The organism is Longimicrobium sp., assembly GCF_036399935.1.
Lineage (GTDB): Bacteria > Gemmatimonadota > Gemmatimonadetes > Longimicrobiales > Longimicrobiaceae > Longimicrobium.
The window spans coordinates 1-13,281 of sequence record NZ_DASWMD010000083.1; the positions used below are offsets into that span (position 1 = coordinate 1).

General features: G+C 71.6%; 8 protein-coding genes. 3 read left to right on the top strand and 5 right to left on the bottom strand.

The genetic code is table 11. From position 1 onward, the window contains the following. Window positions 1-271: 271 nt before the first annotated feature. Window positions 272-1,873, bottom strand: coding sequence for an N-acyl-D-amino-acid deacylase family protein (locus VGB24_RS24495; RefSeq protein WP_331075564.1), 1,602 nt, complete (start codon window positions 1,871-1,873; stop codon window positions 272-274). Between the two features lie 152 nt (window positions 1,874-2,025). On the opposite strand from VGB24_RS24495, the gene VGB24_RS24500 reads away from it, so the two are divergent. Beyond that, window positions 2,026-4,221: a penicillin acylase family protein gene (locus VGB24_RS24500; RefSeq protein ID WP_331075565.1), complete on the top strand. Its 2,196-nt coding sequence runs from the start codon at window positions 2,026-2,028 to the stop codon at window positions 4,219-4,221. Window positions 4,222-4,473: 252 nt separating this feature from the next. After that, window positions 4,474-5,367, top strand: a complete 894-nt coding sequence (locus VGB24_RS24505) for a cytochrome c (RefSeq protein WP_331075566.1) — start codon at window positions 4,474-4,476, stop codon at window positions 5,365-5,367. 100 nt (window positions 5,368-5,467) lie between these two features. Here VGB24_RS24505 and VGB24_RS24510 read toward each other — a convergent pair whose 3' ends face one another. The 4 genes from VGB24_RS24510 to VGB24_RS24525 all read right to left on the bottom strand — a co-directional run bounded on the left by VGB24_RS24510 (window position 5,468) and on the right by VGB24_RS24525 (window position 11,101). Further along, a complete protein-coding gene (locus VGB24_RS24510) occupies window positions 5,468-5,947 on the bottom strand; it encodes an Hsp20/alpha crystallin family protein (protein ID WP_331075567.1) in 480 nt (159 codons plus the stop codon). A 255-nt stretch (window positions 5,948-6,202) separates the two neighbouring features. Beyond that, a complete protein-coding gene (locus VGB24_RS24515; protein ID WP_331075568.1) occupies window positions 6,203-8,527 on the bottom strand; it encodes a PAS domain S-box protein in 2,325 nt (774 codons plus the stop codon). Next, window positions 8,524-8,991: a response regulator gene (locus VGB24_RS24520; RefSeq protein ID WP_331075569.1), complete on the bottom strand. Its 468-nt coding sequence runs from the start codon at window positions 8,989-8,991 to the stop codon at window positions 8,524-8,526. Before VGB24_RS24520 ends, VGB24_RS24515 begins: the two co-directional genes overlap by 4 nt. A gap of 4 nt (window positions 8,992-8,995) precedes the next feature. Continuing rightward, entirely contained in the window at window positions 8,996-11,101 is a 2,106-nt protein-coding gene (locus tag VGB24_RS24525; RefSeq protein WP_331075570.1) for a PAS domain S-box protein, read from the bottom strand. Window positions 11,102-11,938: 837 nt separating this feature from the next. Here VGB24_RS24525 and VGB24_RS24530 point away from each other — a divergent pair. Next, window positions 11,939-13,279 (top strand): Ig-like domain-containing protein, encoded by a 1,341-nt coding sequence (locus VGB24_RS24530; RefSeq protein ID WP_331075571.1) that lies wholly within the window; start codon window positions 11,939-11,941, stop codon window positions 13,277-13,279. Window positions 13,280-13,281 lie beyond the last annotated feature (2 nt).

Below are 13,281 nucleotides of genomic sequence, written 5' to 3' on the forward strand. Positions count from 1 at the left end.
GAAGCCGTGCTCGACGAAATCCTGGAGGAGATTCTTCCGCCCCGCCGCAGGCGAGTCGTCAAACGCGGGGTGAAGCGGAAGCAGAGCAAGTACCCGGTACGGCGGCGAACGGACAGGTGCACAACCGCCCCGCCAGTGACAGTGATAATCCTTAGATGAACGGCATTCCACGAAGGCGGACTTCGTGTAGTCGTTGCAGCGAATTCATTCGCCCGTGAGGCCGCGGCCGCCCCATCCTCGTGCATCGCCAAGAGACGGCCGGGCGGAGCCGTCAGCGGCTTCCGCCCGGCCGTCGCGGCAACGCGAGCACCCGCCCATGCAGTTGGGGCGAGAAGCGGCCCTGGTCCACCGCCGGCCGGCCGATCACCAGCACGTGCACCATCCCCTCCGCCAGCTTGTGCGGATCGCTGAACGTGGCGGGATCGTTCACGCGCGCCAGGTCGAACACCACCACGTCTGCAACCGCGCCTTCACGCAGCGTGCCGCGGTCGGGGATGCGGAACACCGTCGCCGGGAGCGACGTCATGCTGCGGATGGCCGCGGCCAGGTCCATCACCCCGCGCTCCACCACGTACTCGCGGATCTTGCGCGGATAGGTGCCGTACGAGCGCGGGTGCGGCACGCCCTCGCCCATCGGCACCAGGTCGCCATCGGACGAGGTCATCATCCACGGCTGCCGCATCAGCAGGTCCACGTCGGCGTCGAGCATGTTGAACGATACGACGCCCGGGTTGCCGGATCGCAGCAGCTCCAGCACCGCGTCCACCGGCTCCACCCCGCCGCGCTGCGCCACCCACAGCAGCGTCCTGCCCTCGATGGTCGGGTCCGCGCGGTGGCGGCGGAACTGGATGCGGTCCGCGCCGCCGCGCCGGTCCAGGTTGTCGAGCACCTCCACCCGCAGCCGGGCGCGCTCCGCCGGATCGGCGATGCGGCGCTGGAGGGCCGTGTCGCCGCCGGCCAGCGCCCACCGCGGCACCAGCGCGCCGCTCAGCGAGGTGGCGGAGGCGGTGTACGGGTACTGGTCCGCGAACACCTCCACCCCCTCGGCGCGGGCCCGGTCGATGCGGCTGACCAGCGCGCCGGAGTAGCCCCACACCCGCGGCCCCAGCGCCTTGAGGTGCGTAGCCACCACGCGAAGCCGCGCCTCGCGCCCGATGCGGATCACCTCGTCCACCGCTGCCACCAGCCCCACGTTGTAGTCCGCCTCGTCGCGGATGTGGCTGGAATAGGCGCCCCCGTAGCCGGCCACGATCCGGGACAGGTCGATCAGCTCCTCCGTCTTCGCGAAGCTTCCCGGCGCGTACCACGGCCCCGTCGACAGGCCGAACGCACCCTCCTCCATCCCGGCCCGCACCAGCGCCCGCATCTGGTCCATCTCGGCTGGGGTGGGCGCGCGGTCGGCCATCCCCATCACCCGCGACCGCACCGAGCCGTGCGGCACCATCTGCGCGACGTTCACGCCGATGCCGTGCGACTGCATTTCCGCGCGCTGGCGGGCCATGTCCGTCGCTCCGCCCCCGTCGGGGTTCACCAGCACCGTGGTGATCCCCTGCGCCAGCAGCGGCTGCCCGTGGCTGAGCGCCGCCGTCGCCAGCCCCTCGCCCGCGTGGGTGTGCACGTCGATGAAGCCGGGGGCCACGTACAGCCCCGCCGCGTCGATCTCCCGCGCCGCGCGCTGTCCGGAAAGGTCGCCGACGGCCACGATGCGCTCTCCACGGATGGCGACGTCCGCGCGGTACCAGGGGTTGCCGCTGCCGTCCAGCACCCGGCCGTTGCGGATGATCAGGTCGTACGGGGTTTGGGCGTGCAGCGGAAGGGCCGCGAGAAGCGCCGCGCCGGCCAGGAGCCGCCGGGTGATCGTGGCGAAGGGCATGGGGTGGTTCCGGGGAGAGGGGGCAGTCCGCCGATGGATCAGCCCCGGCGCGTGTCCGGGGCGCGGGCGAGAAACACCTGACATTGCGGAAGGGCGTGGCGATGCACAAGATGCACGTCCCGTCCCCGTTCCACGCTCCCGAGGACCGACCGATGACGCTTTCCACGCCGCGATGGGCGCTGGCCGCCTTCGCGCTCGCCGCGTACGCACCCGCAGCGGCCGCGCAGGCCAGCCTGGCGGACCAGGTGGAGATCCGCCGCACGGCGTACGGCGTGCCGCACATCCGGGGGGAGAACTTCCGCGCGGCCGGCTTTGGGCTGGGGTGGGTGCAGCTGGAAGACCACGGGATGCGCATCGTCCAGGGGCTGGTGCGCGCGCGGGGCGAGCTGGCCCTGCGCTACGGCGCCGACAGTCTGGACTCGGACTTCGGCTTCCGCCCCGTGCACCGGCGGGCGGTGGCGACCTATCCCCTGCTGGAACCCGACACCCGCGACATGTACGACGGGTTCGCCGCCGGGGTGAACCGCTACGTGGAGCTCCATCGATCCGAGTTTCCCGCGTGGGTGACACCCACCTTCAGCGGCCACGACGTGCACGCGCAGGGGATGGGCGGCGGCGGCCCGGACGTCCGGCGTTTCCTGAACCGCGTGCGCGGCGAGACGCCGCGGGGCGGGGGAGGGCAGTCCGGGGCGGAAGGCGACCCGCAGGCCCCGGGCGCGGAGGACGGCTCCAACGCGTGGGCACTCGCGCCCAGCCGCACCCGGTCCGGGCGCGCCATCCTGCTGCGCAACCCGCACCTGGCGTGGTCCGCCGGCTACTACGAGGCGCACGTGACGGTGCCCGGGCAGCTGGACTTCTACGGCGACTTCCGGCTGGGCGGGCCCATCGTGCTGGTCGGTGGCTTCAACCCGTACCTGGGCTGGGCCACCACCAACAACGCGCCGGACCTGGAAGAGATCTACGCGCTGGAGGTGGATCCCGCCCGTCCCGACCACTACCTCTTCGACGGCGGCTCCGTCGCCGTGCGGCGCGAGACGGAAACGGTGGAGTTCGCCAACGGCCCGGGGGTGGGCACGGTCACGCGCGAAAGCTGGACGACGCCGCTGGGCCCCGTCATCCATCGCGGCGGGGGAAAGATCTACGTGGTGCGGGCCGCGGGCGAGGACGAGTTCCGCGGGGGCGAGCAGTTCCTGAAGATGATGCGGGCGCGCAACCGCACCGAGTGGACGAACGCCGTGCGCATGCGGGCGCGGGTGACCTCCAACCTCACCTACGCCGACCGCGACGGGAACATCTACTACGTGTGGAACGCCACCCACCCGGCCTTCCCGCACCCCTCCGGCGGCGACACCGCGGCAATTCCCGCCACGCGGAGCACCGACGTGTGGACGCGCGTCGTGGCGTTCGACTCGCTTCCGCAGGTGCTCAATCCGCGCGGGGGATACGTGCGCAACGAGAACGATCCGCCGTACCTCACCACCCTGCACCAGCCGCTTCGGCGCGAGGATTATCCCGCTTACTTTCCCGGCGGCGCGGAGCTGCGGCTACGCAGCCAGCACTCGCTGGAGCTGCTTCACAACGACCGGAAGTTCTCGCTGGAAGACGTGGTGGCCGCCAAGCACAGCATGCGGATGATCCTGGCGGACCGCGTGAAGGACGACCTGCTGCGGGCCGTGCGCGCCGCCCAGCCCACGCCGGAGGTCGCCCAGGCGGCGGCCGTTCTGGAGCGCTGGGACAACACGGCGGCGGCGGAAAGCCGCGGCGGCGTGCTCTTCGAAGCCTGGTGGTGGCGATACGTGCGGACGGGCCCGCAGGCCCCGCCCAGCGCCGCCTCGGTGGGCTTTCCCGTGCCGGCCGCGGCGCTCTTCGCCCGGGCGTGGACCGCCGCCGAGCCCCTGGCCACCCCCCGCGGCCTGGGAGACCCCGCGCGCGCGGCGGAAGCGTTCGCCTGGGCCGTGGCAGAGGTGCAGCGGAAGTACGGGAGCACGGACGTGGCGTGGGGCACGGTTCACCGCGTGCGCCACGGCTCGGTGGACGTGCCCGTGGGCGGGTGCAGCGGGTTCCTGGGATGCTTTCGCGTGCTGAACTTTCGCGAGGAGCCGGATGGAACGCGCACCGTGGTGGGCGGGGACGGATGGGTGCTCGCGGTGGAGTTCACCACCCCGGTGCGCGCCTACAGCGTGCTGGCGTACGGCGAGAGCAGCAAGCCCGGCGCGCCGCACCACGACGACCAGGCCGCGATGTTCGCCGCCAACCGCATGAAACCCGTCGCCTTCACCGAGGCGGACGTGGAGCGCGCGACCGTGCGGCGGTACCGGCCCGGGCGGGAGCCGGCTGCCAGCCGGTGATCCCCTGACGCCTGGACGAGAGCGGATCATGGACCCTCGAAGGCCCTGCATCGCCCACCGATGCAGGGCCTCGCTGCATGCGCTCTGTCCAATGTTCGTCCGGGTTCGATGTCAGATTTTTCTTGACCCGGGCGGAACACGCGATTACCCTTCGGCCTTCGCGGGCGCAGCAGTCCCTCCGCGCCCGCCCCCGCTCCCCCGCCGGCCATCCGGCAATCCCACCCCGCAGGACCCTCCGGAGGAAACCGCTCGATGAAGAAGTGGATGAAGCGTTTGGGCATCGGCCTTGGCGGGCTGGTGGTCCTGCTGCTGCTGGCGCTCGCCGTGGCGTACGGCGCCAGCAAGAAGCGGCTCGACCAGAAGTTCGACGTCGCGGCAGCGTCGCTGAACATCACGCGCGACCCGGCGCAGGTGGCGCGGGGCAAGCACGTGGCCAGCGCCGTTTCCATGTGCACCGAGTGCCATGGCCAGGACCTCGGGGGAACGGTGTTCATCGACGGCATGCCCATGGCCGTGCTGAACGCCCCCAACCTTACCGCGGGCAAGGGAGGCGTGCTGCCCCGCTACACCGACGCGCAGCTCGAGGCAGCCATCCGCCATGGCGTGCGTCACGACAAGCGGCCGCTGCTCATCATGCCGTCGGACGAATTCCAGCACCTGAGCGATGAGGACGTCGCCGCCGTCATCGCCTACCTTCGTACGGTCCCGCCCGTGGACCGGGAGCTCGCCCCGTCGAAGGTGGGTCCGCTGGGGCACGTGCTTCTCGCCACGCGGCAGCTTCCCCTGCCCGCCGAGATCATCGACCACGCGCCCCGTACCCGCCGGGTTCCGCCGCAGGGCGTGACGCGCGAGTACGGGCAGTACCTGGTGAGCGTGGGCGGGTGCGTGGGGTGCCACACCCCCAGCCTGGGTGGCGGCCCCGGCCATGGCCTGCCTACGCCCAACATCACCCCCGGCGGGCCGATCGGCTCGTGGAGCGAGGCCGACTGGTTCCGGGCGATGCGCGAGGGCAAGCGCCCGGACGGCTCGGCGATCAATCCCGCGATGCCGTGGAAGGCGGTCGGCAGGATGACGGACGATGAGCTGCGCGCCATGTGGATGTACCTGCGCACCGTGCCGCGCGTGGAGCCGCAGGCGAAGAGCTGACCCCCGCGCGCCGGACGCAGCGAGGCCCGCCGTGGAACCGTCCACGGCGGGCCTCGTCTATCCGGCTGTCTCAGGGAACCCGGGGGACAGGCGGGAGAGATCAGGCGCCCTGCGTCTCGCGCTCGCCCGTCTCCACCCCGATCTGCTGCTGGCCGCCCTCGCCGCCGATCTGGATCTTGCGGCGGCGGGCCTTTTCGCTCTTGGGGACGACCACGGTGAGCACGCCGTCCTCGAAGGTGGCCTGGATGGCCTCGCTGTCGACGTCGCGCGGCAGCACGAACGAGCGGGTGAAGGTGCCGTAGCGGCGCTCGGCCAGGTGGAACCGGCCCTTCTCGCCCTCCGTGCGCTCCTCGCGCTTTTCGCCGCGGATGGTGAGGACGTTGTTCTCGACGTCGATCTCGATGGCGTCGCGCTTGAGGCCCGGCATCTCGGTGACCACGCGGATCTCGCGCTCGGTCTCGACGACGTCGGTCTCGGGCGCGCGCATTAGGGTGGCGCCGTTGCCCTGCCGCCCGCCCATGAAGTTGGTGAACAGCGCGTCGAGCGGGTCGTTGAAGCGGGTGGTGGAGTACATGGTCATCTGTCGTTCCTCCGGTTTGTGTAGCCCAGTGGGCCGACGGTTGGTTCACGAACGTCGCGCAGGCACCCCGCCCGCGCGGCCGCCCTGTGCAAAGGCAACGCGCGTACCACTTTACGTCGGTCAAAACGACAAACGGACTGCAAGAAAGACAGTGCGTTAGTGCGTTAGTGCGTTAGTGCGGAAGGGATCATCAAACGCGCACTTCCGCACTCACGCACTCACGCACTCACGCACTCACGCACTCACGCACTTCCCTTACGCACTTCCCTTCTCCAGTGCCTCGCTCACCGCGTTCCACAGCGCGTCGGGGGTGAACGGCTTCTGGATCAGCTGGAAGCGGCTTTCCAGCACGCCGTGGCGGATCAGGGCGTCGTCGGTGTAGCCCGACATGAACACCACCCGCAGGCCGGGCGAAACGGCCAGCAGCTCCTCGGCCAGCTCGCGGCCGCTTCCCTCGGGCATCACCACGTCGGTCAGCAGCAGGTCGATGCGGCCGCCCGCCTGCTCGAACACCTGGCGCGCGTCGGCGCGGCAGCGCGCGTCGAGCACCACGTACCCTTTGCGCTCCAGGATCTTGCGGGCCAGCGTGCGCACCGCGTCCTCGTCTTCCACCAGCAGGATGGTGGCCGTGCGAGGGCCGCCGTCGTCCAGCACGTGCAGCACCGGCTCCAGGCGGTCGGGCTCGGCGTCGACCGCGGGCAGGAACACGCGGAAGGTGGTGCCGCGGCCGGGCTCGCTTTCCACCCACACGTAGCCGCCGCTCTGCTTGACGATGCCGTACACCGTCGACAGGCCCAGCCCCGTGCCGTGCCCCGGCTCCTTGGTGGTGAAGAACGGCTCGAAGACGCGGGCCAGCACCTCCGGCTCCATCCCCACCCCCTCGTCCGACACCGTCAGCTGCACGTACGGGCCGGGGACCACGGAGTACGGGTAGCGGCGCGAGTCCTCCTCGGTCAGCCGCGTGTCGGCGGTCTCGATGACCAGGGTGCCCCCGCGCGGCAGGGCGTCGCGCCCGTTCACCGCCAGGTTCAGGATCACCTGCTCCAGCTGGCCGGGGTCTGCCCTCACCCGCGACGCGTGGGCGTCCAGCCGGGTGACCAGGGTGACGTCCTCGCCCAGCAGCCGGGCCAGCATGCGCTCCATCTCCCTCACGCTGGCGTTCAGGTCCAGCACCTTGGGCGCCAGCATCTGCTTGCGGCTGAACGCCAGCAGCTGCCGGGTGAGCCCCGCGGCGCGGATGGAGGCGCGCTTGATCTCCATCAGGTCCTCGCGCAGCGGCCCCGTTTCCGGCGCCTCCATCAGCAGCATCTCGGCGTTGCCCTGGATGGCCGTGAGCAGGTTGTTGAAATCGTGGGCGATGCCGCCGGCCAGGCGCCCCACCGCCTCCAGCTTCTGCGACTGGCGAAGCTGCTCTTCGCTGGCGCGCAGCTCCTGCTCGGCCTGGCGCCGCTCGGTGACGTCGTGCGAGTTCACCACCACGGCGCGCACGGCCGGGTGCTCGACCAGGTTGTAGCCCGTGCTTTCCAGGATGCGCCACCTGCCGTCCGCCATCCGGATGCGGTACTCGCGGGTGACCGAGGCCCCCGGCTGGCCCAGGATGGACATGAAGGCGCCCACCACCTCGTTCACGTCTTCGGGGTGGATGATCTCGAAGATGTTGCGGCCGTGCAGCTCGTCGAAGGTGTAGCCCAGCAGCCGCTCCACCGAGCGGCTGTGGTCGCGCACGTTGCCTTCCAGGTCCAGGCTCACCACCAGGTCCTGGGCGTTCTCCATCAGCGCGCGGAAGTACGCCTCGCGGCTGGCCAGCGTGTCCTGGGCCGCGCGCCGCTCGGTGATGTCTTCGGCGATGCCGGCGGTGCGGAAGGCCGCGCCGTGCGCATCGCGGATGGGAAAGCCGCGGTCGCGGATCCAGCGGACCTCGCCGTCGGGCCGTACGATGCGGTACTCCACCTCGTACGGCTCCACCTTTCCCGTGACGGAGGCCAGGGCCTCGGCGTCGTCGGGGTGCACGGAGCGCAGCCAGAGGCGGGGGTCGGCGTACAGCTCGCCGACGGAGCGGGCCCAGATGCGCTCGTAGGCGGGGCTCACGTACACGGTGCGCGCCTCGGCCAGGTCGTACAGCCAGAACACCGCGCCGATGTTTTCGGCCAGCTGCCGGAAGCGCTCCTCGCTTTCGCGCAGCGCCTGCTCGGAGCGGTGCTGCTGCACGGCGTAGCGCAGGGCCCGCTCCAGCAGCAGCGGGGTGATCTGGCTCTTCACCAGGAAGTCGGCCGCGCCGGCGCGCATGGCGGCCATGTCTACCCCGTCGTCGCCCACGCCGGTCAGCAGCAGCACCGGGGGGGTGGCCGCGTGGCTCGTCAGCCGGTCCAGGAAGTCCAGCCCGCTGGCTCCGCCCAGGTAATAGTCCAGCAGCACGGCGTCGAACCTCCCGTCGCGCAGGGCGGCCAGGCCGTCGTCCACCGTGGGCGCCCACTCCAGCTGGAACTTCACCCCCCGCGCGTCGGCCAGCAGGGCGCGCGTCAGGACGAAGTCGTCCTCGTCGTCCTCCACCAGCAGCACGCGCAGCGTCTCGGGGATCATTCCCCCTCCCCGGCCGGGGGGGGCAGCTCCACGATTTCGATGTAGTAGCGCCCCAGCGCCTTAATGGCGCTCACCAGCCCGTCGAAGGTCACCGGCTTGGAGATGAACGAGCTGGCGCCCAGGTCGTAGCTGCGCACCACGTCTTCTTCCGCGCGCGAGGTGGTGAGCACCACCACGGGAATGCGGCGCAGCTCGGGGTGGGCCTTGATCTCGCGCAGCGCCTCGCGGCCGTCCTTGCGCGGCATGTTCAGGTCGAGCAGGATCAGCCCCGGGCGGGGCGCGGCGCCGGGGGCCGACCAGCGGCCGCGCCGGTTCAGGTAGTCCATCAGCTCCTCGCCGTCCTCCACGAAGCGCAGCTCGTTGTTCAGCCGGGCCTCGGCCAGGGCGTCCGCGGCCAGCAGCCGGTCGTCGGCATCGTCGTCGGCCATCAGGATCAACACGCGGCTCCCCTGCACAGGCGTCATGGGGTCAGGCCTCCTGCTGCGCCGCCCGGAGGGCGGGAATGCGGATGGTGAAGGTGGAGCCGCGCCCCGGCTGGCTGTGCGCCTCGAGGGTGCCGCCGTGCCGCTCGGCGATGCGCCGGCAGATGGCCAGCCCCATTCCCGTGCCCTCGTACTCCCCGCGCCCGTGCAGGCGCTGGAAGGGCGAAAAGATGCGGTCCAGGTACTTTTCGTCGAAGCCGATCCCCTCGTCGCGCACCGTCACCTCCGCCCACGACACGACTTCCGCGCCCGGGGGCGCCTCGTCGGCCCCGAGAAGCCGCCCCGCCACCCGCACCACCGGGGGCACGCCGGGGCGATGGAACTTCACGGCGTTCCCCACCAGGTTCAGCAGCAGCTGCCGCATCTGCATCAGGTCCGCCTGCACCGTGGGGAGCGGGCCGATTTCCACCTGCGCCTCGGTGGCGGCGATGCGCACCTGCAGGTCGCCCAGCGCCTCGGCCGCCACCTGGTCCAGGTTCACCGGCACGAACGGCTGCGGCCGCGTGGCCACCCGCGAATACGCCAGCAGGTCCTGGATCAGCGCCTGCATGCGCGCGGCGGCGCTCCGCATGCGCGCCAGGTAGTCGCGCCCCTGCTCGTCGAGCGCGGCGCCGGCCTGCCCGGCGAGCCGGTCGCCGAACGCCTGGATCTTGCGCAGCGGCTCCTGCAGGTCGTGCGAGGCCACGTAGGCAAAGTCCTGCAGCTCGCGGTTGCTGCGCTGCAGCTCGCGGGCGTAGGCCTGCAGCTTGTCTTCGGCCTCGCGGCTGGTGGCCAGCAGGCGCTGCTCCGTCTCGTACGCCAGCGCGTCGCGCATGGCCGCCGACATCACCCCGGCCAGCAGCGACAGGGTGTTGGACTCCCCTTCGCCGAACGCGCGGGGCCGCGGCGACACCACCTTCAGCACCCCCAGCCGCCGCCCCTCGGCCACCAGCGGAACCACCAGCATCGACCGGACGCCCACCTGCCGGGTGGCGGCGCGGTCCACGCGCGGGTCGGTTTCCGAATCGTCGCAGCGCAGCACCTGGCCCGTGCGCACGCACAATCCCGACAGGCTGCCGTCCACCCGCAGCCGCAGCCCCAGGTGCGGCTGCATGGAGCCGGACGCGGCGCGGTACACCATCTCGTCGCCGTCCAGCAGCTCCACGACGCTGCCGTCCGCCCCCGTCAGCGTGCAGGCACGCGCGGCGATGCTCACCATCAGCGGCTCCAGATTGAGCCCGGCGGTGGCGAACTCCTGCTGCGCGGCCACCAGCTCGCGCAGGTGCTCGGCCGTGCGGCGCAGCTCCTGTTCGGCGTGGCGGCGCTCGGTGACGTCGCGCGAGTTGACCACGATTCCGCGCACGGCGGGGTCGTCCAGCCGGTTGGCCCCGCGCGCCGCCAGGTTGCGCCATCCGCCGTCGCGGTGGCGGAACCGCAGCTCCACCGACTGCACCACGCCGGGGTTGCGGATGCGCTCGGCCAGCGCTTCCAGCACGTGCGCGTGGTCGTCGGGGTGGATGAAGTCCGTCACCGGCCGGCCCAGCAGCTCGTCGGGGTCGTAGCCCAGGATGCGCTTCACCGACGGGCTCTCGAAGCGGATGCGGCCGTCGGCGTCGAGCACGGTGATGACGTCGGTGGCGTTCTCGATGAGCGAGCGGAACCGCGCCTCGCTCCTGCGCAGGGCCACCCGGGCGTCGCGCTGCTCGGCGATGTCCTGCATCTGCGCGATGAACTGCACCGGCTGGCCTGCGTCGTCGCGCACCACGGCCACGGTCAGCAGCACCCACACCGCCTCCCCGTCGCGGCGCACGTAGCGCCTTTCCATCTCGTAGCTGTCGCCCTCACCGGCCAGCAGCGCCTGCACCTGGGCCAGGTCGGCGTCCAGGTCGCCCGGGCGGGTGACCTCGTGAAAGGCCAGCCCCAGCAGCTCTTCTTCGGAGTACCCGGTGATGCGGCAGAGCGCGCGGTTCACCATCATCCACCGCCCGTCCGTGGCCACCAGCGCCATGCCGATGGGGGCGTGCTCCAGCGCCTGGCGAAAGCGCCGGTCGGCGAGCTCGCCCGAGGCTTCGCGCGGGGTCACCAGGCGCGCCTTGCGGCCGGCGTACCGCACGGCGCTGGAGGCGAGCGCCAGCCGGATCGCCGAGCCGCCGGCGCGCCGGTGGGTGCGTGTGCCATGGTCCGCGGGGGTGGGGGCAGGGTCCGGGCCGCAGGCGCGAACTGCACAAATCGGCCGGATTCGTATTCGTAAAGATGCAGCGACGCCGGGTTCGCCGCCAGAACCTGGAGCGGCGCGGAATCGTGCACCAGCGTCAGGAGCGGGTGGGTGCCAAGGAACGACAGGAAGGGGTCGCTCCCGGGTGCCTGCACGGCGCGCGCCGAAGAGCCGGGATCGGTCATGAAAGCGCCATGCCCCGCACGTGGTGCCGGGCGATCGTGAGAGCGGGTGTGTGCCGAAGGTGCCGTCCCGTAAGATATCGGGCGGCGGGGCGCGAGGGGAAGGCCACCGGGACCACTCCCCTCGCCGTTCGACGCCGTGACCTGCCGGAACGTCACCTCCGGACGCGGGCGGTGAGTCCTGATTCCCGAACGATGCCCCGGCCCTGACAACGGCAATCACGCAGAGGTCGCAGAGGGGGACCGAGAGGACGCAGAGGGAAGCCACGGCCCCTCTGCGTCCCCACTGTTTTCTCTGCGTCCTCTGCGTGCTGCTTTTTTGTTTCGGATTGCATCCCGCCGCCGCCCGCCTGCCGCATTCACCGGCCTGGCCAACTCGTTTCGCCGCAGACGTGTAGGCCATGTGCGGCGGAGCTTGCCTTTCAAAAACGTCCGGGTTAGAATTCCGATCGCGTAGCCAGGTGTTTCCACACCGGCGCCCCTGCGCGCCTCCTCCGGGGCCGCGCACCGGTACCTTCCCGAGATGTTCCTCCCCCGCAGGACCGTTCCGAGCATGCCCGCAACACCGCGCTTTTCTGCTTGCCGCTGGTACCGGCGGGCTGGCTCGTACCTGCTGGGCTCCGTCCTGGTTTTCACCACCTCGTGTGGAGAAGGCGGCGGCGTCACCCCGCCCGACACCACGGTGGACCGCGTGGACGTATCCGCGTCCGCCGTCAGCCTGCGCGCGGGCGAAAGCCTGCAACTATCCGCCATGGCCAAAAACGCGGCGGGCGGGGCGCTGGCCTCCGGCGCGTTCTCCTGGCAGAGCAGCGACGCGGCGGTCGCCTCGGTGAGCGCCGCGGGGCTGGTGAACGGGGTTTCGCCGGGAACGGCCACGATCACCGCCGTCGAGACGGGATCGGGAAAGAGCGGCACCCTTGCCCTTACCATCACCGCGGCGCCGGTGGCGAAGGTCGTGGTGACCTCGCCGCAGCCCCGGCTGAAGACGGGAAAGCGGATTCAGCTCACGGGTACGCCCACCGACGCCGCGGGCGCCCCGCTCACCGGGCGCGAGATCGCCTGGTCCACCTCCGCGCCCGGCGTGGCGACGGTGGGCGCGGATGGGGCGCTCGCCGCAGTGGGCGCCGGCACCGTGACGGTGACGGCCACGAGCGAGGGCCGGTCGGGCTCGGTGTCGCTGGAGGTGTTTCAGCTTCCCCCCGCGAGCGTGGTGCTGCCCCCCCGGCTGAAGGTGATGGCCGTGGGCGACACCGTGCACCTTCGCCCCGTGGCCCTGGACGCCGAGGGAGACACCATCCCCCGGCAGCCCCTGTGGACCACGAGCGAGGTGCGGCGCGGGAGCGCGGCCGTCCTGGAGCTCCGCGAGGCGGGGGTGTTCCACGCGACGGCCCTGGGCCACGTGGCCCTGTACGCGGAGCTTGACCAGGTGCGGTCCGGCACCGTCGTCGTCGCGGTCACCGAAGCGGACGAGCTGTTCGCGACGGCCCTCGCCGGGGGCGCCGAGCGCGTGCAGGCGCGCCGCGGCGAGAAGGTCACGGTTCCGCTGGTCCTGGACATGTCGCGCGTGCAGGCCCCGGGTGACCTGGGCGCGCTGGAGATCGACGTCACGTATCCCCATTCGGTGCTCCGCCTGGATTCCGCCACGCCCGGGCTCGCGGGAAGCGTCGGCCAGAGCAGCGTTCCCGGCCGCTACCGGCTGTCGTTCGCGTCCAGCACCCCGGCGGGCACGGCGCGGCTCACGGTGGTCACGCTCGTCTTCGAGGTCGCCGCGGGCGCGCTTCCCGGCGACACGGCCCGGCTGGAGGTGAAGTTCCCGTCGGCCCCCGCCAGCACCGGCTTCGCCGCGTACAAGCTGCCGATCGTGGCCGCCGGTACGGTGCACGTTCTCCCCTGACT